This window comes from Bacillus sp. N13C7, from assembly GCF_026790065.1.
Classification (GTDB): Bacteria; Bacillota; Bacilli; order Bacillales; family Bacillaceae; genus Bacillus.
This window is the reverse complement of record NZ_JALAMO010000006.1, coordinates 31,301-56,023: the sequence shown is the minus strand read 5'-3', so window position 1 is coordinate 56,023 and position 24,723 is coordinate 31,301. Positions and strand designations below refer to the sequence as shown.

At 41.5% G+C, this 24,723-nt stretch carries 26 protein-coding genes, 1 tRNA gene, 1 pseudogene and 1 riboswitch; of the genes and pseudogenes, 17 read left to right on the top strand and 11 right to left on the bottom strand.

From position 1 onward, the window contains the following. Positions 1–13 precede the first annotated feature (13 nt). On the bottom strand, positions 14–1,966 hold the full coding sequence (locus MOB98_RS07005; RefSeq protein ID WP_268367027.1) for a fructose-specific PTS transporter subunit EIIC: 1,953 nt from the start codon (positions 1,964–1,966) through the stop codon (positions 14–16). A gap of 151 nt (positions 1,967–2,117) precedes the next feature. Beyond that, positions 2,118–4,070 (bottom strand): BglG family transcription antiterminator, encoded by a 1,953-nt coding sequence (locus MOB98_RS07000; RefSeq protein WP_268367026.1) that lies wholly within the window; start codon positions 4,068–4,070, stop codon positions 2,118–2,120. A gap of 371 nt (positions 4,071–4,441) precedes the next feature. On the opposite strand from MOB98_RS07000, the pseudogene MOB98_RS06995 reads away from it, so the two are divergent. The 3 genes and pseudogenes from MOB98_RS06995 to MOB98_RS06985 form a co-directional block, all read left to right on the top strand. Continuing rightward, a pseudogene (locus tag MOB98_RS06995) lies at positions 4,442–4,585 on the top strand (hypothetical protein); the annotation flags it as partial. 250 nt (positions 4,586–4,835) lie between these two features. Continuing rightward, positions 4,836–5,999, top strand: a complete 1,164-nt coding sequence (locus tag MOB98_RS06990; protein WP_268367025.1) for a tetratricopeptide repeat protein — start codon at positions 4,836–4,838, stop codon at positions 5,997–5,999. 561 nt (positions 6,000–6,560) lie between these two features. Beyond that, entirely contained in the window at positions 6,561–6,899 is a 339-nt protein-coding gene (locus MOB98_RS06985; RefSeq protein WP_052500085.1) for a YolD-like family protein, read from the top strand. A 464-nt stretch (positions 6,900–7,363) separates the two neighbouring features. Here the strand turns inward: MOB98_RS06985 and MOB98_RS06980 are convergent, their stop codons facing one another. Next, on the bottom strand, positions 7,364–8,173 hold the full coding sequence (locus MOB98_RS06980; RefSeq protein ID WP_268367024.1) for a DUF3800 domain-containing protein: 810 nt from the start codon (positions 8,171–8,173) through the stop codon (positions 7,364–7,366). A 386-nt stretch (positions 8,174–8,559) separates the two neighbouring features. Here MOB98_RS06980 and MOB98_RS06975 point away from each other — a divergent pair, with 386 nt between their 5' ends. The 3 genes from MOB98_RS06975 to MOB98_RS06965 are packed head-to-tail and all read left to right on the top strand — an operon-like array spanning position 8,560 to position 11,112. Then, positions 8,560–10,431 carry a T7SS effector LXG polymorphic toxin gene (locus tag MOB98_RS06975; RefSeq protein ID WP_268367023.1) on the top strand — a complete coding sequence of 624 codons (1,872 nt, stop codon included), beginning with the start codon at positions 8,560–8,562 and terminating at the stop codon, positions 10,429–10,431. 20 nt (positions 10,432–10,451) lie between these two features. Continuing rightward, positions 10,452–10,760 (top strand): hypothetical protein, encoded by a 309-nt coding sequence (locus MOB98_RS06970; RefSeq protein WP_088111129.1) that lies wholly within the window; start codon positions 10,452–10,454, stop codon positions 10,758–10,760. A 52-nt stretch (positions 10,761–10,812) separates the two neighbouring features. Further along, entirely contained in the window at positions 10,813–11,112 is a 300-nt protein-coding gene (locus tag MOB98_RS06965; RefSeq protein ID WP_268359591.1) for a contact-dependent growth inhibition system immunity protein, read from the top strand. 147 nt (positions 11,113–11,259) lie between these two features. Here MOB98_RS06965 and MOB98_RS06960 read toward each other — a convergent pair. After that, positions 11,260–11,332: transfer RNA gene (locus MOB98_RS06960), tRNA-Val, on the bottom strand. Positions 11,333–11,505: 173 nt separating this feature from the next. On the opposite strand from MOB98_RS06960, the gene MOB98_RS06955 reads away from it, so the two are divergent. Next, positions 11,506–12,696: a DUF819 family protein gene (locus MOB98_RS06955; protein ID WP_268359589.1), complete on the top strand. Its 1,191-nt coding sequence runs from the start codon at positions 11,506–11,508 to the stop codon at positions 12,694–12,696. Between the two features lie 65 nt (positions 12,697–12,761). Beyond that, a complete protein-coding gene (locus MOB98_RS06950) occupies positions 12,762–13,304 on the top strand; it encodes a GNAT family N-acetyltransferase (RefSeq protein ID WP_268359587.1) in 543 nt (180 codons plus the stop codon). A gap of 33 nt (positions 13,305–13,337) precedes the next feature. Here MOB98_RS06950 and metC read toward each other — a convergent pair whose 3' ends face one another. Beyond that, positions 13,338–14,510: a cystathionine beta-lyase gene (gene metC / locus MOB98_RS06945; RefSeq protein ID WP_268359585.1), complete on the bottom strand. Its 1,173-nt coding sequence runs from the start codon at positions 14,508–14,510 to the stop codon at positions 13,338–13,340. Continuing rightward, positions 14,503–15,624: a cystathionine gamma-synthase/O-acetylhomoserine thiolyase gene (metI, locus tag MOB98_RS06940; RefSeq protein ID WP_268359600.1), complete on the bottom strand. Its 1,122-nt coding sequence runs from the start codon at positions 15,622–15,624 to the stop codon at positions 14,503–14,505. The genes metC and metI overlap by 8 nt, the downstream gene beginning before the upstream one ends. Before the next feature lie 65 nt (positions 15,625–15,689). Next, positions 15,690–15,812, bottom strand: a riboswitch (SAM riboswitch). Between the two features lie 167 nt (positions 15,813–15,979). On the opposite strand from metI, the gene MOB98_RS06935 reads away from it, so the two are divergent. Genes MOB98_RS06935 through MOB98_RS06925 form a run of 3 tightly spaced genes read left to right on the top strand, consistent with a single transcriptional unit; the run spans position 15,980 to position 17,682 of the window. Further along, positions 15,980–16,702: an esterase family protein gene (locus MOB98_RS06935; RefSeq protein ID WP_268359584.1), complete on the top strand. Its 723-nt coding sequence runs from the start codon at positions 15,980–15,982 to the stop codon at positions 16,700–16,702. Positions 16,703–16,738: 36 nt separating this feature from the next. After that, positions 16,739–17,254, top strand: coding sequence for a YjcG family protein (locus MOB98_RS06930; RefSeq protein ID WP_084991364.1), 516 nt, complete (start codon positions 16,739–16,741; stop codon positions 17,252–17,254). 5 nt (positions 17,255–17,259) lie between these two features. Continuing rightward, positions 17,260–17,682: a GNAT family N-acetyltransferase gene (locus tag MOB98_RS06925; RefSeq protein WP_268359581.1), complete on the top strand. Its 423-nt coding sequence runs from the start codon at positions 17,260–17,262 to the stop codon at positions 17,680–17,682. Positions 17,683–17,754: 72 nt separating this feature from the next. Here MOB98_RS06925 and MOB98_RS06920 read toward each other — a convergent pair whose 3' ends face one another. Then, complete coding sequence (locus MOB98_RS06920) at positions 17,755–18,009, bottom strand: hypothetical protein (RefSeq protein WP_003239230.1); 255 nt, start codon at positions 18,007–18,009, stop codon at positions 17,755–17,757. A gap of 116 nt (positions 18,010–18,125) precedes the next feature. Here MOB98_RS06920 and MOB98_RS06915 point away from each other — a divergent pair, with 116 nt between their 5' ends. Beyond that, positions 18,126–20,405: an ATP-dependent helicase gene (locus MOB98_RS06915; RefSeq protein ID WP_268359579.1), complete on the top strand. Its 2,280-nt coding sequence runs from the start codon at positions 18,126–18,128 to the stop codon at positions 20,403–20,405. Positions 20,406–20,478: 73 nt separating this feature from the next. Here the strand turns inward: MOB98_RS06915 and spoVIF are convergent, their stop codons facing one another. From spoVIF to yjcA, 4 genes are all read right to left on the bottom strand, one after another. After that, positions 20,479–20,733 carry a sporulation-specific transcription regulator SopVIF gene (gene spoVIF, locus MOB98_RS06910; RefSeq protein ID WP_268359576.1) on the bottom strand — a complete coding sequence of 85 codons (255 nt, stop codon included), beginning with the start codon at positions 20,731–20,733 and terminating at the stop codon, positions 20,479–20,481. Positions 20,734–20,865: 132 nt separating this feature from the next. Then, positions 20,866–21,018, bottom strand: coding sequence for a YjcZ family sporulation protein (locus MOB98_RS06905; RefSeq protein WP_268359574.1), 153 nt, complete (start codon positions 21,016–21,018; stop codon positions 20,866–20,868). An 81-nt stretch (positions 21,019–21,099) separates the two neighbouring features. Continuing rightward, positions 21,100–21,306: a hypothetical protein gene (locus MOB98_RS06900; protein ID WP_268359572.1), complete on the bottom strand. Its 207-nt coding sequence runs from the start codon at positions 21,304–21,306 to the stop codon at positions 21,100–21,102. Between the two features lie 280 nt (positions 21,307–21,586). Then, positions 21,587–21,943 (bottom strand): sporulation protein YjcA, encoded by a 357-nt coding sequence (yjcA, locus tag MOB98_RS06895; RefSeq protein WP_268359570.1) that lies wholly within the window; start codon positions 21,941–21,943, stop codon positions 21,587–21,589. Between the two features lie 159 nt (positions 21,944–22,102). Between yjcA and MOB98_RS06890 the strand changes: the two genes are divergently transcribed. From MOB98_RS06890 to cotZ, 5 genes are all read left to right on the top strand, one after another. Then, positions 22,103–22,489, top strand: coding sequence for a spore coat protein (locus MOB98_RS06890; protein WP_268359568.1), 387 nt, complete (start codon positions 22,103–22,105; stop codon positions 22,487–22,489). Positions 22,490–22,530: 41 nt separating this feature from the next. After that, positions 22,531–22,848: a spore coat protein CotW gene (cotW, locus tag MOB98_RS06885; protein ID WP_268359566.1), complete on the top strand. Its 318-nt coding sequence runs from the start codon at positions 22,531–22,533 to the stop codon at positions 22,846–22,848. Between the two features lie 100 nt (positions 22,849–22,948). Then, positions 22,949–23,458: a spore coat protein CotX gene (cotX, locus tag MOB98_RS06880; RefSeq protein WP_268359565.1), complete on the top strand. Its 510-nt coding sequence runs from the start codon at positions 22,949–22,951 to the stop codon at positions 23,456–23,458. A 149-nt stretch (positions 23,459–23,607) separates the two neighbouring features. After that, a complete protein-coding gene (gene cotY / locus MOB98_RS06875) occupies positions 23,608–24,096 on the top strand; it encodes a spore coat protein CotY (protein ID WP_014113395.1) in 489 nt (162 codons plus the stop codon). Between the two features lie 127 nt (positions 24,097–24,223). Beyond that, positions 24,224–24,673 carry a spore coat protein CotZ gene (cotZ, locus tag MOB98_RS06870; RefSeq protein ID WP_268359562.1) on the top strand — a complete coding sequence of 150 codons (450 nt, stop codon included), beginning with the start codon at positions 24,224–24,226 and terminating at the stop codon, positions 24,671–24,673. Positions 24,674–24,723: the final 50 nt, after the last annotated feature.

Sequence of the window (24,723 nt, the reverse complement as noted above, 5' to 3'; positions counted from 1 at the left end):
AAATCCCCCCGCATTATACGATTTCATCCAGCAGCTTGTATGCTTCTTCTGTTGTTTGCACGGAGAGCAGCCGCTTCCTGTAGCTGTCATCCATTAGTTTTCGAGATAACATCTGCAATATTTTCAGATGCTGGTTCCCCTCGCTCTCTTTCGGTACAGCAATCATAAAGATTAATTTTGCATCTGATCCGTCAAGGCTGTTCCAGTCAACACCTGATCGTTTAATCCCAAAGGCAACACTCGGCTCCCTGACCGCCTCAGACTTCCCGTGCGGAATCGCGATATTCATGCCAATCGCCGTTGTTCCCTGCTGCTCACGATTCAAAATGGCTTGTTTAAATCCGCTTTCTGAAAGCAGCAAACCTCCGCGGGACAATTTTTGGATCATTTCATCAATAATGTCATCCCTGGTTTCTCCGGATAAATGTGGTTCAATCAGCTCTGGACTGATGATGTCCGTCAGTTTTTTGATGTCGGTTATCTCAGCTTTCTGGCTTTCAGCTTGAGTTGGCTGCGGTATTTCTTTTGCCGCAGCAGCTTCACTTGCCGGTGCAGCTTCGCTGGGCACAGGGGACGCCGCCGTAATATCCTTTTTCAGTACATTGACGAATAGAGCAGTGACAAGGGATCCTGCAATCACAGCAATAAAAAACATCAAGACATGGTCAACCGCACCAAGCACAGCAACGATAGGCCCGCCGTGCGCCACTCTGTCGCCCACATTGCCAATCATCGCTATCACAGAACCTGTCATAGAACCTGCCATAATACTAGGAATAACCCGAAGAGGATCCTGTGCCGCAAATGGAATGGCTCCTTCAGTGATGCCGAAGAGTCCCATCGTAAATGCCGCTTTCCCCATTTCTCTTTGAGATGCCTCGAATTTTCTTTTTCCTAAGAACGTCGCAATCCCAAGACCAATCGGCGGGATACAAATGGCGACGGCAATTGGCCCCATAATTTCGTAATTTCCTTCTCCAATCATTGCCGACCCAAACAGAAATGCCACTTTGTTTACAGGACCGCCCATATCAAAGGAGATCATCGCGCCTAAAATCAATGCCAGAAGGATCGAGCTCGATCCTTTCATCCCCGCCAGCCAAACCGTTAAAGTTGCGAAAATTTGAGCTACAGGTGCGCCGATCAAAAACACAAACGCTAAACCTACAATCAGCGATGCAAACACCGGAATAATAATAATTGGCATAATCGGCTGGATTGCTTTTGGAACTTTTGCTTTTTTTATCCCAAGCGCAGCATAGCCAGCCAAAAATCCGGCAATGATTCCGCCAAGGAAACCGGCACCGCTTGCGCTGTCATAAAAACTTCCAGTCGCTGCAATATATCCCCCGATCATCCCAGGCACAAGTCCCGGCTTATCAGCGATGCTATAGGCGATATAGCCTGCTAAAATCGGGATCATAAATGAAAATGAAGCACTGCCGATCTGTTCAATCGTTTTCCAGAAAGAATCATCCGGAATGACTAAGCCTTTAAGTGTTTTTTCGCCTCCAAGCGTTAATGCAACCGCTATCAATAATCCGCCGACGACAATGAAAGGAACCATAAATGAAACGCCGTTCATTAAATGACGGTAAATCGGATTTTGTTTCTTCTCCTGTTGATTGTTAGGTTTCGATGTTGAAGCAGAATGATGGACCGGTATATGACCGCTAAGTGCTTTTTGAATCAATTCTTCCGGTTTGCGGATGCCGTCCTGAACCCCGACAGACAGCAGTTTCTTTCCTATAAACCGGTCTTTGTTTACTGAGCGGTCTGCTGCAATAATGATCGCATCAGCTTCCTGAATCTCCTCTGCGGTTAGCTCATTTTCTACCCCGATTCCGCCCTGGGTCTCAACTTTGATGCTAACGCCCAATCTGTCAGCAGCTTTTTGCAGATTTTCCGCTGCCATATACGTATGGGCGATTCCGTTCGGACAAGATGTAATCGCTAACAGTTTCATATGAAGCCTCCTTAAATGTGAGAATAATAAGGTCTTGTCTCAACTGTATACCGAAATCATGCCGTTAAAATCGCGTTTTTTACCATAAGTTCCGTAAATCACGGCATTTTTCCCTATAAACACAAAAAAAGCAAGGAAGGAATCCCTGCTTTTAATAATCCAAATAAGATAAAAATGTCATGACATTTGTTTCTTTCGTCAGCTTCTGGACGAAGGCTGGCTGCTCACTCAGGTATGAAAGCTCACTAAACAGCTGCTTTGTCATGGTTTGATCCTCATGTTTGACCGCCAGCATAAAAACGAGCGATACTTTTTCACTTCCCCAATCAAGAGGCTCTTTTAAAGTGGCAATTGCGATTGCTGATTGTTTAATATACTTAGCGTTTGCATGGGGGATGGCTATGCCTGCTCCAATATTCGTCGCCGCCATTTTTTCCCTCATAACCGCATGAACCGCATATTCTTTTTCAACATAGCCTTTCTCAAACAAAGCTGTGGCCAGCTGTTCAATTAACTTATAGCGATGCTCTGCCTCTTGCTGCAAAAAAACCAAAAATGGAGTCGTATTGTTCAGCATCTGAAAGTTTTTTTGTTTTTGGCTATGCGATTCGTCAAGCTGTCGCATAAATGCACTTAATTTCTTCTCATCACCAGGCTCCAAAAGCGGTGATACAACAATATGGGGAATCGTCATATTCTCCAGCTCAATGGTGGAAATAACGAGATCGATATCCTCATGCTTTTTTGTGTAGTCCTTTAGATCGGCTTTAGCGATACAGGCCGCTACAGCAATTTGATGACATTTCCGTTCAATTTTTGTTCGCAGCAATTGTGACATTCCAATGCCCATGTGACAAACGATAATTGCCTTTTTATGTGTCTCACTGCTCTGATGCAGCCGTTCGATCGCCGCCTGAAAATGCAGTGTCAAATATGCTGCCTCTTCCTCAGGGATATAAAGATCAAACGTTTGATTGATGTCTTCCAGAACGTCAATGATCAGATGAAACAAATAAGGGTACATCTTTTTGATGTCATGAAGCATCGGATTGGATACAGAAAGATCGTAGCTCAACCGCTGTAACACTGTATTGAGATGAATGTTCAAGCCGTTGATCAAATCCTGGTCTTTATGAAAATCCAGCATTTTCAGCTCTGAAACACGATTGATTAAGTGCCTTACAACCTTGGGAAGCACAGCATTTTCATGGTCATTTGTCTGTTTATGCTGCAAGGGATAACGAACTTTCCCGCCCAATATATGTAATGTTAAATACACGGCTTCTACTTCAGGGAAGCGAAGGGCAAACACCGGCTCAAGCCGTTGCAAACAAGCAGAAGTCCATTGATATTCTTTTTTCTTTTTTACTGCCTCCAGTTCTCTTGGGGAGACCGAGACCGGCTGCTTCATTTTGATTCGGCGAATCATTAACAATGTATGCAGCAGTAAACTCTCAAACGTCTCATCTGTGAAATAGAGAGAATGCTTTTTTTGTAATGATTTGATTTCTTTCGTTACGAAATCAACTTCATAACTTAAAAACTTACTTTTAATAAATTGGCTTGTACTCTCCGTATTGTCAATCAAATCAGCTAGTCTTGCCAATGCTTTTCTTTTATTTTTTTCGTTCCCTTCAACCTTTAAACCAAGCCGCTGCTTCGAAACCAGTGTGAGGTCAAATCGCTTCAGCCACACTTCTACCGCACATAAATCCTTTTTAATGGAAGATCGATTGACAAAATGCTGAGCGGCCATTTCTTTTGCAGAAACAGGCTTTAGATTCATTAATAAGTCATAAGCAATATGCAGCATTCTTTCTTCATCAGTCCGCTGCCTTGAATGAAAATGTTCAGTATGTAATTGTTGGCTTAGCCAGGCCCTTTCCTGATCTTCTATATGTAAATAAACGCCTAATCCCGGTTTCCGAATGAGCTGAGCTTGAGAATATTCATTAAGATAATCCTCGATCGCTTTCAAATCATTCCTGATCGTTTTTTCAGAACACTGTACCCTGTCTGCGAAATCTTGTACAACTAAATAGTCATCAGGTTCAGATAACAACAGATACAAAATCTCTTTTTGTCTTGTATTCATGTACTTCATCTGTTTTTCTATCCTTCCTGTCAGTATCCACTTGAACAATTAGATAGTATAAGTATACTACATAAGAAACCGTTTTCATTATAAAGTAGAATCCTAGAGCCAAAAGTTTCGTTTTTTACCGAAGCTTCCGGAAAAAAGCGATTTTTATATTCTTAGAGTTTGCTATATGATCGTATTTTTTTATAGCGGTCCAGCAGAAATTCAAAAGAATACTCCAATTCTTGATCTATGGTATGAGTGCGAAAATAAGAACAAGATGAAGAAAAGTTATTTGATAGCTTCGGGGATAAAGTGCAGGTTACCAAATTCCCACATGCTCAACTTCAAAGATGGCCAAACTCTCTCAAGCATGTTCAACACAAACTCTGTGTTGGGTAGCTTCAGCTCATGAAATACACTCTACACCTGCTGAAGTAAAGAACATTTCTATTTCACCTTCACATGTTATCAAGATTCAGGACTATAATTTGCCTCTGAAAGTTGGAGAAACCTGTTCTGTTAAAAATAATTCAGCTCATTATAACATTTTCTTGAAAAATGTAGATGTCATTTATAAATCATTAAACGACATCGATAGCCTTTTAAACCAACTTTCTATAAATTCTTAAGCAAGCTAAAGGGTCATATCAGACCATATGGTCCTTATTTATGTTTATTCTGACCTTTATCAGTCTAAATAGAGAGACTTTTCAAAAAAATGATTCTATTAGAGGGTGTCCTTGGTGGTATAATATTAAATATATGTAAATAAAAGGAGGTATTTGATTGTCTGTTTCGGATTTAATTCCATATCATTATGTAACCACAGACATTAATCATTGGTATGTTGTCATAAAGCAGGGTCGAGTTGAGAAAGCCAAAGAAATGAAAAGAAAAGTTGAAAAAGAATTCGATATGATGGAGAAAAATGAAAAAGTAGCAGTCTATCTTCAGCTATTAAAGCTGCGGCATGAAATAATGCTGTCGTATCTTGAACCTGACTCTGTTAAAAATATAGATGGTGTTTATTCTGATCTTAAAAAGACAAGGGAGAATATGGCCCCTGAATCCCTTACGAATACAATAGAGTTCTATTATCATTTTTTTACCGGTATGTATCACTTCAGAACAAGAGATTTAGTTATTGCCCTAACATATTACCGTGAAGCTGAAAAATATCTTGATTTATTAGATGAAAATGCAAATACAGATAAGGCCGAGTTCTATTTTAAAGTATCAGAGGTCTATTACTATATGAAAGAGACTCATTTCTCCATGAATTATGCTCAGCGAGCATACTCTATATTTAAAGAGCAAAAAGATGCTCAGGGTAATCTTACATATGGCAAAGAAATGGTCCAGTGTCAGTTTGTTATCTTCGGGAACTGGCTAGATAAAATGTGTTATGAGGATGCCTTAGAAACAGCTGAAAAAGCTTTAAAAGATGCCCTAGAAATAGGGGAGCAACATTTAATTGGTTCAGCTCATTTTAACGTGGGATTATGTTATAATAACCTTGAAGAACTTGACAATGCTGAGAAACATTTTCAAATCGCCTATGAAATTCATAAGGATCGAAAACACATTTATGAGTCCAAAGCGATTTTTAATCTGGCATATGTCAAAGCAAAGAAGAATGATTTAAAGGCTGCATTAGAATTATACCAGGAAGGTCAGAAGGTTGCTGCCCGACACAACAACCAGGAAGTAACCGAGAAATTAAAACTGGTTAAAGGCCTTTATTTATCATTCGACTTACAAACACTTAGAGAAGTGTTCAAGTTCTTCGAAGAGAAAAACCTTTACGGTGATATGGAAGAATACGCTGTTGCTGTTGCTGATTTTTTGACCAACAAAGAAGACAGACATGATGCGGTCGATTTTTATCAAATGGCAATTGAAGCACGCAAACAAATTCAAAGGGGGAAACATTTAAATGAAAAAATGTAAAATTGCAATTTGTTTAGCGCTCTTGCTTGGTGTTGTTGGAGTATCTAGCGCTTCATACGCTCTTTCTGAGCAGTCCACTTATAAGGTCGCAGATAGAGCAGCAACTTAATATGATATCAAGAAATAACCCCATTTTGAACTTTAAAAATGGGGTTTTTATTTTATCTTCCTCAATTCAATTTTTATTCTTGGGTTTTCATTTAAATCATATACTGCATTAATAAAACCGAAAATCCCTATAAAAAGAAAAAACCCTTGCTGCGCAAGGGTTTAAGCTATGATTCCGACTGGGCTCGAACCAGCGACCTCTACCCTGTCAAGGTAGCGATTATCTTCTGAGCTGTTATTTTTATTCCTGGCAAATACTTATTCATCAAGGGATTTCGAAATAGATGTATGATCCCTTCTGAATAAAAATATTAATTGTTGGCAGATTTGGGCAACAACTCGCCAACAATATCCCATTTAAAACCAATGAGTGAATTCACAGGCTTACCAATATTTTCTCCATTGATAAAAGAACATTTGTTCGCATATAATTTATTCAAGGAGATGATCGGAATGAGTCAAGGAATTTACGATAAGAGATGGGAACAAAAATTCATTTTACCTGAGCAAAGGGCTGCCCTTTTAAACAGGAAGAGAGAAGTTCAGAAGATCGAAAAACCCATTCTTGATGAATACCAGTTAGAAGAGATGGCACACACTATTTGCGAAGCCATAGAATTTAACTCCGCTCTGGTCATCAGAGTATACAGAGACGGCTTTATTGAGGAAGTAACAGGGCATGTGCATTACATAAACGAAGTGAAACAGAAGCTACACGTGAAGGATTTAAAAGGAGATACATGGTTTATTGCATTTGAGGCTCTTTTGGCCGTTGGAGTATATGAAGAGTGAATTGATGTGGGATAGACATATAAAGGGTGGAGTTTTATAGAAATAAAAAAACTCCCAAACGGGAGAAGTTTCTAATCATACTCTCAGCTCAAAGGAGAACCCGCTATTTTACTAATTAGGTAAGCTTGAATACTGCTTGCGAAAACTGTTAGAATACTTAGATTGTTCATATCTATCGCCCCCTGTGTAATACTCAAATTGAAAATCCCTAACAACATAATGACTGTCCAGATAATCAACCTATTAGTAAACCCAAGAGTTGAACTCGGCTCCTTATCTACGCTCAGGGGTAACGCTGAGCTCAAAGTACGATCTAGAAAGAAAAGCCCCATCTCACCTACGTCAGTAGCTCACGTAGGAACGCAAGCCTTCGGATTGACAGGGGGATTGACAGGGCTAATACACAATATTTGTAATTTGTAACCCAATTATACAAAAATTAGACTAAAATTGCAAGGTTTTTTTCACAACTTGTGAAGGAGTGAATTTCCAGAGTATGAATAATTCCATTTATTCATTATATTACCATCATTACTTGTACTTACGCCTACATTAAAATTCGGTCTGATTTCACATATACGTTTATGAATATGTTTATAAAGCTTTTCTTTAGCAATTGTCCTTTTCCCTCGTCTACCCGTTTCTTCATTTTTTTCTAAATGAAGTTTATTTAATCTGAAGAACATTGCCCCTGTTACAATATCAGCACATTGCAATATAACATGATCGTGTGAAGAAACTTCAACAATGTCGTCAAACCGTATAGAGAGATTTGCATTTATAAAATCTTCAGATAATCTTAAGTCATATATAAAATTTTTGAATTTATCAACTTTTGATTTTTTATCTGGGAATTGATCGAAATATAAACGTAAATTGATTTTTTCATTAGTTAAATTAGAGTACTTTAAACCAAAAGCATGTTTTATAAATTGATAATAAAGCTTGAAATAAGATTCTTCATGTTCTTCTTTAGTAAAGTGTCTTATTATATCGTCACTAACTAAATTCTGTTGAAACATAACTCTCATTTTCAACTTATCCTCTTGTAATAAATCAAAAAAAACATCCATCAAACCAATGTATTTTTCTAAATATGGAGCAGTAACCTTGGTCCATTTTACTTCGCCAGTTATATTCGCTTCACTTTTATATCTATTCAATCTATTAACAACATCTTCAGAGTGTATTGATTTAACTAAAGCCCCGCCGTAAAAATTACTGCAAAGCTTTCCTCTTTTTGTAGACTCGTCACAGTAAATAAGGTATTCCAAAATTCCCCCCTCCTAAAATAAGTATACCTTATTTACTGAAACTTAGAAATATTTGTTTTCTTAACCACCATACGGTCTATATTTCTTCCGGTCGGCTTCTAATTCTTTTTTAAGAGCTTGTACATGTCCAAACAAAAACAATCCAACTGTCCCGACCTTTTTAAACTTTCCGGATGTCACAAGGGTGCTTAAGCGCTGCCGCATGATTCCAGGCAGCTACCTGCCTATCCTTTTAACCTCTCTTCTCAATTGCTTAACAACACACGAATAGGAATAAAGACTTAGACCTAATTAATCATTTTCCTCTTTCGAAATACTTATTTGTCTTTTTCTTCTTTCTTCCATGGTAATATCTTGGTTAGGAATTCCAATGAAAGGATATGAACATGAAAGTACTTGAAGCAAAGACGTTGCTTGCCGAAGCAGATAAACGCGCAAAAGAATACAAGGAATTAAGAAGCCAGATGGTCAATCTAAAAAAGGCCTTTAAAGCCGTAGCTGATTTAGATGACAGTGAGTTTTCCGGAAAAGGCGCTGACAACATCAAAGCATTTTATCAAGACCACGCAGGTGTAGCTGACAATTGGATTGACTTACTTGATATGAAAATTGCTTTCTTGACGAGCATTTCAGGCACTTTAGAGGACGCCAGCTTATCTGATGCATATATAGAAGAATCCTTCTTAGAACACGAGCTGGTTAACACCTACACAAAATCAAAATCCATCATGTCTGAACAAAAGAAAGCGATGAAAGATATCTTACATGATATCGACGATATTCTTCCTCTTGATTTGTTCTCGACAGAAACCTTTAAAGACGAACTCGCCGATGCGGAGAATAAACGCAAAAAAACAGTCGATAAATTAGACAGCGTGGACGAAGCACTTGTTTCTGAATATGCCCAGTCAGAGCCAAATGAGCAATTCATCGAGAAGGACTTCCAAAAGCTTGAGGAATCCACAGGCAAAGGCAAAAATGCTACGCCCATTCATTACAACGCCAAGGCATACCGTGAAAGTGATATACATAAGAAAAAAGGCGATATCGAGAAACAGACTGAAGCCTATTTGAAGATCAAGAAAGATGAAGCGAAAGAACGAGAAATCAAAGATTTAAAGAAGAAGCTAGCTGACGGAGTGACGGATCCGGATGAATACTTAAAAATTGCCAAGAAGGTCGGCTATGAGAATCTTACCCCTGAACAGCAAAAATTTGTTTCATTTCTTGAACAGCGTAAAGCTTTCATGGATAACGGAAAAGAAGTGTTGCGAATCATAGGTGATGGCGCTAAAGGTGCAATTGTTGGTGTATACGATCTTGCCAAGGACACCGGTGAAGGAGCCATTCAATTCGGGTGGAATATCGGTTGGACAATTGACAACTTAAACAAGGATCCTCAAAAAGTGCTGGATACAGTTCTGGAATACGACTATCAAGCTGCCTTTCAAAGTATGGTTGACACATTGAAGGATAATTGGGATACAAAAATGATTCACGGGGATGCATACACACGGCTGCACTATGTTACTTATTTGGGCGGAAGTCTTCTGTTGTTGAAAGGTGGAAAGTCCTCTGTCTCAACAGGCTCGAAAGATCTTGCTAAAGTTGGGAAAGCAACTAGTGAAAAGATTAAGAATGGCAATCCATCTGTCAAACCTTATGTTAATCGATATACTCCTGCATTAGAAGGGATTCTACAAGACGCCGGGAATACTATTAACGTTAAAAATACTCCATTATTAAAAAGTATTGCGGAAAATGAAAAAAGCAGTGTCCTCTTCAAGTCAGAAAAAACAAACGGTGGGAATCATAGAGATACTGGCAGCCTTAAGGTTAATATTCCTGATAGTAGCATTAAGCACTCAGACATAGGTGATTTTACTAAAAACCCAAAAACAGGTGATATTTCAAAAATGAAAGGTGGAGGACATGGACAAAGTAACATTGAATTTCTTGAAAAAAATAATATAGACTATAACATAAATAAAGTATATGAAAATGGTGTTAGAGTAGGTAATGTTCCTGGACACAAGGTGAAAGCAAAAAGATCAGGCTCCAATCAATCTTGGTTTCCCGAAAGTTGGACAGAGTCTGATATTGCAGCTGCTGGTGCAAAGATTGCTGAATTACCCGAATTCGCTAATGCAGAAAATGGTGTGACTATATTCGGAGAGTATAAAGGTGTTAGGGTTGGAGTTATTAAAACAAATGGAGAAATAGGAACCATTTTCCCCGACGCCACTAATCAACCATAGACAAAGTATGGAGGATCAATATGAACTTAGAGAAAAAAATGGAAGCTATATTAATTAAAAGAAAAAGACTTAATCTTAATGATGACTATGGAATTCAAAAAAGTTGGGATGAAATAATCGAAGTACTCTCAGAAAATGAGGAAAACACAATTAACTATCTAGAAAATTGTAAAAAAGAAGATTTATATTGGATCAGTGAAGTATTTGAAGATTTAGCTGAAAATTTACAAAGTAAAGAACTTATTAATTGTTTAAGAAAATTAGATGAAAAATACCCTGACTTAGAAATGACAAATGATATTGATATAGCAGAAAGTTATATAGAATAAGATACGTCCATCTCTTAGATTTGAAGTTAATGATTCTTGGTGGTGATAAGTAATGATTAAAATCGAAGTTTCCGATCCTGTATTTAGATTCCTTAGTGGATTTTTCCATAAAGATATCTATTCTCCAGAATCATCACTTGATGAATACTTAATAGAGATACCAAAAGAAAAGCAAGAAAATGATGTAGTAGCACTTAAAGAATTTATAAAAAGCGATTATTCGGATGAAGAAAAGAATGATTTTATCGATGAAACTGCTTACGGAGTGGACATTCTTAGTTACGGCGTAACTCCAATCATATGGCTCGAACAAGTTATTCAAAAAATCGAAAAGAATATTGAAACCTTATAATCCACTAAACCTAACATAGAAACAGGGCTGATTTTGAATCAGCCCCCAAAAATTTTTCTTCCTCAATTCGTCCCCATGTAGATAAAAGATAACAAATATAACTAAATATAAAAGTAAAAAACCCTTGCTGCGCAAGGGTTTAAGCTATGATTCCGACTGGGCTCGAACCAGCGACCTCTACCCTGTCAAGGTAGCGCTCTCCCAGCTGAGCTACGGAATCATGATATGTATGTGTTGCTGGGTATGTTGTTGTCTTTCTGACAAGTTCTATTATATAACCTCCTCCTCTATTCGTCAACTGCTTTTTCAGAAAAACTTTTTTTCGGACTTGCTGTTCTGTTCATCGGCTATTATAATATGTCTTAATTTTCTAACAATAGGGGTGATGGGGTTTTGCATTCTTTGATTTCTTCTGATGATGTATGGGTATTATGGGGGTTTATTGCGGTGTGGGCGGCAGTGAGCATCGGGCTGGAGCAGCGCTTTAAGTGGGCATCCGCTGTGTCTGGGGCTATTATTGCGCTGGCAGGTGCTATGGTGTTTACAAATGTAGGAGTGCTTCCTGTTGAGTCCCCTGTGTATGACACTGTGTGGTCTTATGTGGTACCACTGGCGATACCACTTTTATTGTTTCAGATCAATGTGCGGCAGATTTTTAAGGAAAGCAGGCGTTTGCTCTTTATTTTTCTGATAAGCTCCGTTGGAACAGTGCTTGGCAGCATCCTCGCTTTTTTTCTACTCAAACAGCATATTCCTTATTTAGATAAAATCGGCGGGATGATCAGCGCTTCTTATATTGGCGGCGGGATCAACTTTGCGGCGATGGCGGCAAAATTTGAGACACCTGGCGAATATGTGTCAGCTACCGTTGTGGCGGATAATTTTATGATGGCGCTTTTGTTTTTTATCTTAATCAGCATTCCTGCACTCAAATGGTTTCAGCGCCATTATGCCATGCCTTTTGAGGAGAAAGTGAAAGCTGATGAAAACAGCAAAAACAGTGCTGAAAGCTATTGGAAACGGAAGGAAATTTCCTTAAAGGATATTGCTTATAATGCCGGTACTGCTTTTGCGCTTGTTGCGGTCAGTGTGAAGGTTTCCGGCTATTTTAAAAGCATGTTTTCTCATCCCCTTTTGACCGGAACGCTGGGCGATCAATATTTGATGCTTACATCCCTGACTGTTCTTATCATTTTTCTTTTTCCGCGTTTTTTTGAAAAGCTCAATGGTTCTCAGGAGCTTGGAACCTTTTTGATTTATTTATTTTTTGTGGTGATCGGCATTCCTGCAGATCTGCGCTTAATCGTCTCCAATGCCCCTCTTATTCTTTTATTTGTGTTTATCATTGCGATCAGCAATTTAGCGGTTTCCTTAGCTATCGGTAAATTGTTCCGCGTGCGGCTAGAAGAAATTCTGCTAGCCGTCAACGCTACTGTCGGAGGGCCAACGACTGCGGCTGCGATGGCAATTGCCAAGGGATGGCGGGAGCTTGTCGCCCCGATCATGCTTGTCGGTACGCTCGGGTACTTAATCGGAAACTATGTCGGCACCTTTATGGGAAATTGGTTTTCTTCCTTTTTATAAAAGGTTTTTTACACTTTCCTTAGAATAATGTAAGAATGCTGGCATGAGAATGGAGAGATCGCTGTATGTTAAAAGAAAATACCATTTATCTAAGGCCTTTAGAAGTAAAGGATGCCGAACAAAATCTGCGGCTGCAAAGCGAAAATCGGGACTTTTTTGAACAGTTCTCCATGATACGCGCAGACGATTATTATACGATTGAGGGTCAGAGAAAACGAATAAGGGGGTATCAGCAAAGACTGGAGAAGGATGAAGAATATCATTTTGGCATTTTTACAGCATCAGATGATACATTAATCGGGACGGTTTCCCTCTTCCAAGTCATCCGCGGTGCGCTGCAAACTGCGTTCATCGGATATTTTTTAGACAAAGCCTATAATGGAAAGGCACTCATGACAGAAGCGGTCAGATTGGTTGTTGATTATGCGTTCCACGAATTGAAACTGCATCGCATTGAAGCCGGTGTGATGCCCCGCAACCTCGGGTCCATGCGTGTATTGGAAAAAGCCGGATTTCATAAAGAGGGCATTGCCCGCAAAAATGTAAAAATCAATGGCGTTTGGGAGGATCATCAAGTCCTCGCGATTCTGAATCGTGATGATGAATAATAAAAGAAGCCGGGCTATCGCCGGCTTCTTTTTCTAACGAACCGCCACTGGCGCAATTTCTTTCAGCGCTTGTTCGAAATCACGTACTAAATCGTCTGCATGTTCGACTCCCACACTAAGACGGAGCAGGCCGTCTGTGATGCCGCGTTTTTCACGCTCTTGCTTAGGCATTGCCGCGTGAGACATTGTTGCCGGATAGGACAAAATCGATTCCACGGCGCCGAGGCTTACAGCAAAGACCGGAAGTGATACATTCTCTACTAATTTCTTAACGGCCTCTTTGCTTTCAAGCTCAAAAGATAGCACAGCGCCCGCTCCCGTTGACTGGCCTTTATGGGTTTCGGCCCCCGGATGATCAGACAGCCCCGGATAATATACGCGTTTCACCGCCGGATGCTTCTGGAAAAATTCAGCAAGCCGCTGCGCTGTTTGGCTCGCTTTCTCTAAACGGACCTGTAATGTTTTTAATCCGCGCAGCACGAGCCAGCAATCTTGCACCCCTAGGACCGCGCCAAACGCGTTTTGCAGCTTATATAACTGCTTCCCAAGCTCATCATCCTTGACAGCAGCCAGGCCTGAGAGCACATCACTGTGTCCGCTCAAGAACTTTGTTGCACTGTGAAGCACAATATCCACGCCGAGATCAAGCGGCCGCTGCAGTGCAGGTGTCATGAATGTATTGTCCAAAAAGGTCAAACAGCCGTTTTCTTTTGCAAGCTGAACTACCGCTTTAATATCAGTGATCCCAAGTGTCGGATTTGACGGTGTCTCCATATAAATGACCTTTGTGTTCGGCTTGATATTCCGCGCTACTTCGTTACTATCCGTCATGTCGACAAATGTATGGTCAATGCCGAACCGGGTAAGCACCTCTGTCACCATGCGGAAGGTTCCGCCGTATACATCTTCTGTCACAAGAACGTGATCGCCCTGTGACAGAAGTAAAAATGCTGTTGAGATGGCAGCCATTCCTGAGCTGAAAGCAAATCCTCTCGTCCCGCCTTCCAATGCGGCAATTGTATCTTCGAGCGCTGTTCTTGTCGGTGTCCCTGAGCGGCTGTAATCATATGCGCCAAACTCTTCAAATGAAGATTGGTGAAAGGTTGATGCATGCTGAATCGGTACACTGACCGCCCCTGTTGCGCCGTCTGTTTTAAATGGATTGTGAACGAGCTGGGTTTCCAGCGTCCAATTGTGATTACTCAAATGAAACAGCTCCCTCTTTGACCTGACATAATGCCTGTTTTAGGTCCGCTTTTAAATCTTCCGCATGTTCAATTCCGACCGAAAAACGCAGCAAACGATTGCAGACCCCATTTGCGATGCGGATCTCTTCAGGAATATCCATGTGCGTCTGTGTGGCGGGGTATGTAATAAAGCTCTCCACCCCGCCAAGGCTTTCTGCGAAACAAATGGTCTTCAGCGCTTTTAAAAACGGGTTAACCCACTCTTCTTTTTGAAGACGGAAGGACAGCATGCCGCCTTTTCCGGGATACAGTACATCCGCAATTTCCTCCTGCTCTTCTAAAAACGCCGCAAGCCCCTGCGCGTTTGCCTGATGCTGGCGCATTCTGAGGCTCAGCGTTTTCATTCCTCTCATCAGAAGCCACGAATCAAACGGAGGCAGGACGGCACCGATCGCATTTTGATGCTGAAACATTTCCTCTCCAAGCTGCTCATCCTTGACAACGACAAGCCCTGCAAGCAGATCGTTATGCCCGCCTAAATACTTGGTTGCGCTGTGAATGACAATGTCAGCTCCCAGTTCAAGCGGACGCTGTAAAACCGGTGTATAAAATGTATTATCTACAATCAGCAGAAGGCCGTGCTCTTTAGCAATCCGGGCGATCTTTTCAATGTCCGCCTCCTGCATGAGGGGGTTTGTCGGTGTTTCCACAAACACCGCTTTTGTATTCAGCGTAATCTTAGAGCATAAACAGTCCTCATCGCTGAAATCATCATAATGAAAGGTCAATCCATATTTTTTCCATTCATTTTCAAACAGACGGTACGTGCCGCCATATAGGTCCGATGAAACGATCAGTTCATCTCCGCTTTTAAACAGCGCCATAATCGTTTGGATGGCAGCCATTCCCGAGCTGAAGGCAAGCCCTCTCGCGCCGTTTTCTAAGCTGGCGATCGCATCCTCAACAAGCTGGCGTGTCGGATTTTTTGTGCGGACATAATCAAATCCGGTAGATTCTCCGATCCCTCTGTGGCGGTATGCTGTTGATAAATAAATAGGAGGACTCACTGTTCCGGTGACTTCGTCGCTTCGGTTCCCGATTTGGGCTAATTTCGTTTCAACGTGCTGTGACATATAGCTGACACCTTCCCTTTTCATAATAAAAACCCCTTCTTTATAAGAAGAAGGGGTTTAGCTTCTTCTTATCTTCCAAGCATAAAAAACGCTTGCTGGATTTAGCACCTTGGCGTTTTGCACATATACAAAACAAGCCGGTTGCTGAGGTTTCTAAGGGCCAGTCCCTCCACCTCTCACGATAAGAAATATCGATTTCAATTTTCTGATTGTTTTATATTAGCGCAATTTGCAGTTAATTTCAACACTTTTTTCTTCGAGTTCCGAACGGTTTAAAGAGAGAAATTTCTAATAATTCATGGTACAATAATGGAAAACAGCAAGAAAGTCTAGTGATGTCCTGGAGGAATGTATTATGGCACCGAAAAACGGCACAGTGCAAGAAAAGAAATTCTATTCGAAAGAGCTTAACGAGGAAATGACCTTGCTTGTTTATCTGCCGTCCAACTACTCCCCTCTTTATAAATACCATGTCATTATTGCGCAGGACGGCCACGATTATTTCAGGCTGGGGAGAATCGGCAGGCAGGTCGAGGAATTGCTTTCCAAACGGGAAATTGACCGGAGCATTATTATCGGTGTTCCTTATAAGGATGTAAAAGAGCGCAGACAAACGTATCATCCGGAAGGCTCAAAATTTTCGGCGTATAAACGGTTCATCGCCCATGAGCTCGTTCCGTTTGTAGATGATGAGTATCCAACCTATCAGGTCGGATACGGACGAACGCTGATCGGAGATTCACTCGGGGCTACCATATCTCTAATGACAGCGCTCGATTACCCGAATATGTTCGGCAACATCATCATGCAGTCTCCTTATGTTGACAAACATGTATTGGAAGCTGTGAAACAGTCAGACGATGTCAAACACCTGTCTATTTACCACCAAATCGGCACAAAAGAAACTGACGTCCACACGACAGACGGAAACATTCTGGACTTTACAGAACCGAATCAGGAGCTGAAACAGCTGCTGGAGAAGAAGCTTTCCGATTATTATTTTGAGCCATTTGACGGAGATCACAAATGGACATACTGGCAGCCGCTCATCACGCCGGCGCTGAAAAAAATGCTTTGATACTCTATCATACTTTATTTCCAGGAGGGACATAATATGAAATACGGAATCGTTTTATTTCCATCAAAAAAACTCCAAGACCTTGCGAACTCTTACAGAAAGCGCTATGACCCGAGCTATTCCCTGATCCCGCCCCATTTGACACTGAGAGCATCGTTTGAATGTGCGGAGGAGAAAGCGGATCAGCTTGTATCACATCTGAGAAACATCGCGAAGGAGTCCCATCCGATCGTTCTCAAAATGACAAAATACAGCTCATTCGCGCCTGTTAATAATGTCATTTACATCAAAGCAGAGCCGACGGAAGAATTAAAAACACTCAATGAAAAGTTATACACCGGTGTGTTGGCTGGTGAACAGGAATACAATTTCGTTCCGCATGTGACGGTCGGGCAAAATCTTTCCGACGACGAGCATTCGGATGTGCTGGGACAATTAAAAATGCAGGAAGTGTCACATGAAGAAATCGTTGACCGCTTCCACTTGCTTTATCAGCTGGAAAACGGATCATGGACAGTGTATGAAACCTTCTTGCTAGGCGGAGGAGAATAATCGACTTGAAAGCAGTTATTGCAAAAAATGAAGAACAAATGAAAGATGCATTTTATGTAAGAGAAGAAGTCTTTGTCAAAGAACAAAACGTGCCTGCTGAAGAAGAAATTGACGAACTTGAAAATGAGTCAGAGCATATCGTCGTGTATGACGGCGACAAGCCTGTCGGCGCCGGAAGATGGCGTATGAAGGACGGCTACGGCAAGTTAGAGCGGATTTGTGTATTAAAAAGCCACCGCTCAGCCGGTGTCGGCGGAATCATTATGAAAGCGCTCGAAAAAGCGGCTGCAGACGGCGGCGCTTCCGGTTTCATTTTAAACGCACAAACACAGGCTGTGCCGTTTTACAAGAAACACGGGTATCGTGTGCTTTCTGAAAAAGAATTCCTTGATGCCGGCATTCCCCACTTACAAATGATTAAGGACTAAACAGCATCCGGGTCTATTGAGATCCGGATTTTTCCGCATATAAAAAACCGTTCCCTGGATGTGAACGGTTTTTTATACATATCGGTTAATGTACGTGCCCATTCCTTTTTCTCGCAATCTCTTATAAAGAGAGCGCTTACGTTTTGTCTCGTTTACCTTTCTTTCAGCAGCCGTTTGATTCTCCTGCTGCTTTTCCAGCTCCTTGTATACCCGCTGAAACGGGACATAGCTGATTTTTTCTGTTCCGGCATAATCCTGCTTATGCCCAATCGTTCTATTAGCATATTGAGCGTATTGCTGGTTCTGAATTTGACCTGCATATATCATGCGATACCCACTCCTCTGCCGTCTCTTTTCCCTTAAACTTACTTTTTGAAACACATTTCTTTTGATATGATAGTCATTGTCTGTAATGAACACCTTTTGATTGGGAGGACCCCTTTTTGAAATGCGCCCGACTGAATGATCGAACCATACATTTACATACATATTCGAGAGAACATTATCAATTCCTCTTTGAAGAGGGAATAAAAGGACATTTATTTTGTCCTCATTGCGGAAAGCCCGTTTTGTTACGGCTTAACATCTCCGATCCGCCAGAGTTTATCCATCGCCAGCCAGGAGATTTTCCTGCATGTGAGGCGGCGTGCGAACCGAAGCCCGCTAAAGAGGAGAAAAAAGAAGATGATCAGGAATTTGGTGTCATTCGTTTGCCCAAGGGGAAAACGATCGCTGCTGATTCGTCTCCAGCTGTCACGGAATGGCAGCGTCCGAGAAGCATTAAACCGGGAACACCATTTGTTCAAAAAACGATAGAACCTGATACAAGCCTTTTTCCGTCTGTCGGCTTGAACACGGATCAGCTGAAAGCTGTCACGGAAACGGAAGGCCCGCTGCTTGTGCTTGCAGGTGCAGGGAGCGGAAAAACACGTGTGCTGACTGCGCGCGCCGCTCACATGATCGAACACTTAGGCATACCGCCGGAACACATGCTGCTTGTTACCTTTACGACAAAAGCCGTAGCCGAAATGAAAGAACGCATGGCAAAGCAGTACGGATTACAGCCTGCAAAAGTGAGACGGCTTGTCACCGGAACATTCCACAGCTTGTTTTATAAAATCTTGTATCACTATGATTCTGCTAAATGGAACGGCGAGCATCTGCTGAAAATGGAGTGGCAGCGGGAACAATATATAAAAAAAGCACTCTATGAAGAAGGCATAGATGAGAAAGAGTTCCCCGTTGATCAGGCCCTGCAGCAGATTGGTTTCTGGAAAAACACTTATGTGCCGAATGAACGCATTCCTTTGCAGGATGAGTGGGAAAAACAAGTCTATCGTTTATATGAACATTATGAGCGCCAGAAAAAAGAACACAATCAATTTGATTTTGATGATATGGCATCCGCCTGCTATGAATTGTTTATCGATCGGCCGGACCTTCTGGAACAATATCAATCTCGATTTACGTATATCTTAATTGATGAGTTTCAGGACATTAACCCAGTTCAATATAAAATCATGCAAATGCTGGCAAGCCCGGAGCAAAATCTGTGCTGTGTCGGGGACGATGACCAGTCTATCTACGCGTTCCGGGGAAGCAATCCGTCTTTTATTCTTGATTTTCAAAAGGATTATCCCGGAGCGAAGACAATCTATTTAACGGCGAACTACAGGTCTACGCACCCCATCGTCTCAAGTGCTGATATCGTCGTGAAAAAGAACAAAAACAGGTATGCCAAAATGCTTGAAGCGGCCCGTGATGACGTCCAGGCCCCTGTGCTGTTTTATCCTTATGACGAAGAGGAAGAAGCCACAATGGTCGTTTCCGATATCAAGGAAAAAATTCAAAACGGGGCAAACCCTAAAGACTTTGCGGTTCTCTACCGCACAAACAGCGGAGGCCGCGCCATTTATGAAAGGCTTCATCATTCGTCAATTCCATATACAGCTGACCGCGGCGTCCAATCGTTTTACAGCAGACGGATCGTCCGCCAGATTCTCGCCTACTTGTACGCCAGCCAAAATGAGGATGACACTGAGGCGATTAAACACTTGCTTCCCGCCTTGTTCTTAAAACAGTCCGCTTTGAACACGCTGAAGGCGCTCTCGATTACGGAGGACTGCTCGATGATCAAAGCGCTGGCCAAACTGCCTGATCTAAAGCCTTTCCAGCTGGACAAAATCAAGAAGATCGTGCCGTTTTTCGCAAGCCTCCGCACGATGAAACCCGTGGAAGCGATCACCTTTGCAGAAGGAAAAATGGGCTTCTCCGAGTATTTAAAAAAACGGGGCAATGAGGGCAACAAACTGGAAAAAGGCTCCGATGACCTGCGCGACATTAAAGTCGTCGCTAAGAAGTTTAAAACAATTCCTGACTTTCTCGCCCACGTAGACCATATGAGAGCCGCTGAGAAAAACAGAACAGATGAAAATGGCGTACAGCTGATGACCATTCACAGGTCAAAAGGTCTTGAGTTTAAAACCGTCTACGTGTTAGGCACGGTAGACGGCTCGATCCCGCACGATTTCTCATTAGAAACAGCGAGAAAAGGAGATGAGGCTCCTTTGGAGGAAGAAAGACGCCTGTTATATGTAGCGATGACACGGGCCAAACAGCATTTATATTTGTCTTGTCCCGCAAACAGGCGCGGCAAAACGGCCCACCGTTCAAGATTTTTGTATCCCCTTTTGAAACAAGCAAAACAGCCCTTGCATAACTAACAGCCCGGCAGTGATCTGCCGGGTTTTTTCTTTTAAAAAAGGCCTGCTGCAATGAGTCAGCCAGGCCCTCTTTTTATTTATTATCCATCATTTTAGAAATCGTACTAAAATCAAGCTTTTCTTTTCCGCTTGTAATGGAATGTACAATTTTATCTTCTAATTCTTTCGGCACGCGTCTGTTTGCCAGCTGTGCTACACGTTTAATGACACTGCGCACTGTGTTTTCGTCTTTAAAATTGGCGTTTTGAAGGGAGCCGGCAAGATTCATGACATCCTGCATGTTGACACCTGTTTTCTTTTCGATGTTCTTAAAAAATTGATTATCCATAATACGCCTCCTTTTGGCGGAGTGATACGGTATTGTATGAACACCCATTGTTCAATGTGCTTTTTCCAAAAATAAAAAATAAACACAAGGCAAGGAAGTACAGGATATTACCTGTACTCCCCTTAATAAACCTTAGAAGTTATAAAAAGATGCACCCACGATGATAAGGAGAATGAACAATACGACTAAAAGAACAAATGTTGAACCATAGCCGCCGCCGTAACCGCCAGCATAACCGCCACCGCAGCCGCCGTAGCCGCCTCCGAATCCGTATCCAAAGCCCATAGATAAGCACCTCCTTTACTCTCTATACACTATGTGAGCCGCTTTATTCGGCTTGGATAAACGCATAGGGCGATTGCGGATTTATGATGGTTCGTGCTGTGCCTGGTGTTTTTTGAGTAAGGCTTCGGTTTTTTCAGCCAGCTCTTCCATCTCCTCTTCAAATGCCAGACCGGCTTCATCAAATGCATCCAAGTCTTTTCTTATGCTGCCCATGATGTCATCATGCTCTTTTTGCTTTTGTTCATGAGGTTTATATCTTCCTTCTATCCATTTTTCAAACTCATTCACTTGCATCCCCCCACTCATGATATATGCTGAGCGAGGCCGCCCTGTTAAACAAACAAAAAACCGGAGGTCTCCGGTTTCTTTGCCAGGCTATTGAGGCTTTTTCTTTTTCTTTCCGCACCCGCAGCCTTTCTTTTTGATCTTTTTTGATTGATACGATGAATCTGTATATGGAGTCTTTTGGGAAGGTTTATTGAATTGATTCACTTTGATCCCTTCCTTTCCTTATGTCATATATGCTACTTTATGCGGATGTTAGTAAAAAGTTGCTGGTGGGAACGCCTCATTCTTGCAGCCATTTTGATACGAGCGTTTCAATAATGCCGGCAAGGCCGGCGATCGCCAGCAGCAAAATCAGCCACTGCGCTGCTTGCGGGATCAATGCCTGGCATAAAATCAAAAAGCCGGCGCACCACACGCCTGTACACCAATAACAGCTCAGTAATTCACCAATAAACGCCCTGACACCTGTTCCCTTAATCACAATATACGTTTCACTATTACCATCCGCATCCGTTTCTTCCTTCTCTTCGTGAAACAGGCTGCGAAGCGGCGCCATAATTGTGTCAAACACCAACAGGCGGGCAAGCCGAAAGACCGCAAGCGAAAGAAGAGCAATTGTCAGCCCATTAATAACCACTTGTTCACTCCTTTGCCAATCTTGATCCCTTCACATATATGCCAAAACCCTATTCTTCATGAATTGTATCTTGTCCGGCGCAAAATTGGTTATTTTTATTATTCCGCTCTGCACCCCATTTGCATTATATAGAGTATGGATAAGAAAGGAGTGAAGGTTATGTCATTTGAAGAAGAAATTGAATCCCTGCACCCTGCAATATTTGAACAATTATCAAGCGAATTCGAACAGCAGATCGAAGTCATTGATTGCGAAAATATCACAATAGATACATCTCATATAACATCTGCCCTTTCTATACAAGCCTTGGTCACAACGCTTATTATCTTGGTGACACAGCTTGTTATTACCGACGAGGACTTGGCTGACGAAGTGGCAAGCGACATACTCATTCTCGATAACTCCCAAATCAAAAAAAGAACCATTATTAAAATTATTAACAGCCGTAACATCAAGATTACTTTGTCTGCCGACGAAATAATAACCTTTATACAAATTTTGATTCAGGTGCTAAACAGCATTCTCCTCGAACTTGACATCCTTTAACCCTTTCTTTTTCACAAACTTTAAAGCAGAGGTGAAAACAAATGTCAGATAACGATAAATTCAAAGAAGAGCTTGCAAAACTTCCGGAAGTTGATCCTATGTCGAAAATGCTTGTTCAAAATATCTTTCTTAAACACGGCGTCACAAAAGACAAAATGAAAAAACTTTCAGATGAAGAAAAGGAAATGCTTTTGAATATGGTAAAAGACTTGCAAGCGAAATCAGCGGAAATAGTTGAAAAACAAAAGAAGAAAAAAGAAGAAGCCACCGCTCAAGAGCAAAAAAACGAAAAACCGCTAAGTCGGAGAGAACAACTAATTGAACAGCTCAGACAAAGACGGCAAAACAATAACAATTGAGACCAATCATAAAAAATAGGGTTCTTCATCAGGATATATGCCTCAGTCAAAATTAGAGGCTCGCTCATCTAATAACAGTAAAAGAAAAGGAGGAATTAATATGGAAAGCAGACCATATTCTTGGGTTGCACTTGATCCTGACTGTAACCATCCGTTAGACGAAGAAAAAGATAAAAAAGAAGAAAGAAAATGCCATTGCGATGTGTGCTGTAATGGGAATGGTTTTGGCAACGACAATGCCTTCGTTGACCAAAATCTCGCACAGGGAAATCTCAACAAACAAGTTTCCGATGAAACAATTATTATTAGAGACTCTTGTGACATCAACATTTCATCTACAGACGTTCAAGCCGTAACATCAGTTGTAACAGCGCTTAATGCAGCTGTCCTAACAGTAGCTCTCACATCCATTGCAGACGGCGTAATTGCCGAATTAGTTGCACAAGATTTATTGCAGCTTACAGCTAACAAACAAGTAAACCGCCAAAAACTTCTCATCGAATGCTCCCGCGGCGTAAATGTCACAACAGTAGATGCTGATGTAGCAACATTAATCTCGACAGCTACTAACACACTTGTTGCAGCCTTAGTCATCATACTCATCCTGTAACTCTAAAAGCAGAGCCAAAACGCTCTGCTTTTTCTTATTTTCCAAGCATATGATGAATATATAGACGTTCACCCACACCAAGTGGGGCACGGGTACATATGTTGTTAAGGACTAAAGTCAAATACCCTATAAAGAAGGAGCTGAAATCAATGAGCTGCGGAAAAACCCATGGCCGGCATGAGAACTGTGTATGCGATGCAGTGGAAAAGATTTTAGCAGAGCAGGAGGCAGTTGAAGAACAGTGTCCGACTGGCTGCTATACCAACCTTTTAAACCCTACGATTGCTGGAAAAGACACAATTCCGTTTCTCGTTTTTGATAAAAAAGGCGGGTTGTTCTCCACATTCGGAAACGTGGGGGGATTTGTGGATGATATGCAATGCTTTGAATCCATTTTCTTCCGCGTCGAAAAATTATGCGATTGCTGTGCAACACTTTCTATTTTACGCCCGGTCGATGTTAAAGGCGATACTTTAAGTGTCTGCCACCCTTGCGACCCGGATTTCTTCGGGCTAGAAAAGACGGATTTCTGCATAGAAGTGGATCTCGGATGCTTCTGTGCAATTCAATGCCTGTCACCAGAGTTAGTTGACAGAACATCCCCTAACAGAGATAAAAAGCATCATCACAATGGATAAACACTTGTAAAGAGGAATCCCCTTCCAAACTCTATTACAGGTGCAAATTATTCAGCTGCTTCCAGAGGGAGGCAGCTGACTCTCCATCATTTCGCCAGTCTCAAATTTATAAGGCAGGAGGGATAATATGAGCCAGAAAACATCAAGCTGCGTGCGTGAAGCTGTAGAAAATATTGAAGAACTGCAACACGCTGTTGAAGAGGACTGTCCGACAAGCTGCCATTCAAAGCTTTTGTCGCCAACTCATTCGCTAGGCGATACAGTGCCTTTTGCAATATTTACATCAAAATCAAAGCCCTTAGTAGCCTTCGGTAATGTCGGCGAACTCGATAACGGCCCTTGCTTTAATACAGTATTTTTCAGAGTGGAAAAAGTTCATGACAGCTGCGCAACACTATCATTATTAATCGCATTTGACGAACACAAACACATTTTGGACTTTACCGATTCAGATACGGTTTGTGAAGTGTTCCGACTGGAAAAAACGAACTACTGCATTGAAGTGGACTTAGACTGCTTTTGCGCAATTAACTGCTTAAATCCACGATTAATCAATCGCACGCACCATCATCATTAATCATAAGCTTGAAAAGCTTGCAGGCCTGCAGGCTTTTCTCTATGTAAAAA